The following is a 256-nucleotide window of genomic DNA, read 5'->3' as shown; positions in this document are numbered from 1 at the left end:
TTCCACGTGGTCCCAATTCGACGTAGTTGTAATTTGACTCGACGAGCGGGATACACCGAGCTAAGAAGAGGAATTTCTCGCGGTCGCTAAATGAAGAGGGGTCGTAGCCGACGGTCTGAAGGAGAAGGTCCATCCATTCGTCACGCGTGAAATCGTTACGTCGATCTTTCAGTTGGTCAAGGTCAAGATTTGATACCTGTATGGGTTTGAATGAGTCGATGCCGAAGAGGCTCTTTGGACTGTTCGCATTATCAGG

Annotated in this window: 1 protein-coding gene; it reads right to left on the bottom strand. The window is 49.2% G+C overall.

What is annotated here, in order from left to right:
• Nucleotides 1-256 (bottom strand): BREX system Lon protease-like protein BrxL (locus ACP7FG_RS13100; protein ID WP_439226643.1); only part of this gene is annotated, 256 nt, incomplete at both ends.

Origin of the sequence: Idiomarina sp. ST10R2A5, assembly GCF_051842325.1 — a bacterium.
Classification (GTDB): domain Bacteria; phylum Pseudomonadota; class Gammaproteobacteria; order Enterobacterales; family Alteromonadaceae; genus Idiomarina; species Idiomarina abyssalis.
Note: the sequence above shows the minus strand (reverse complement) of the source record. Positions and strands in the feature narration are given on the sequence as shown.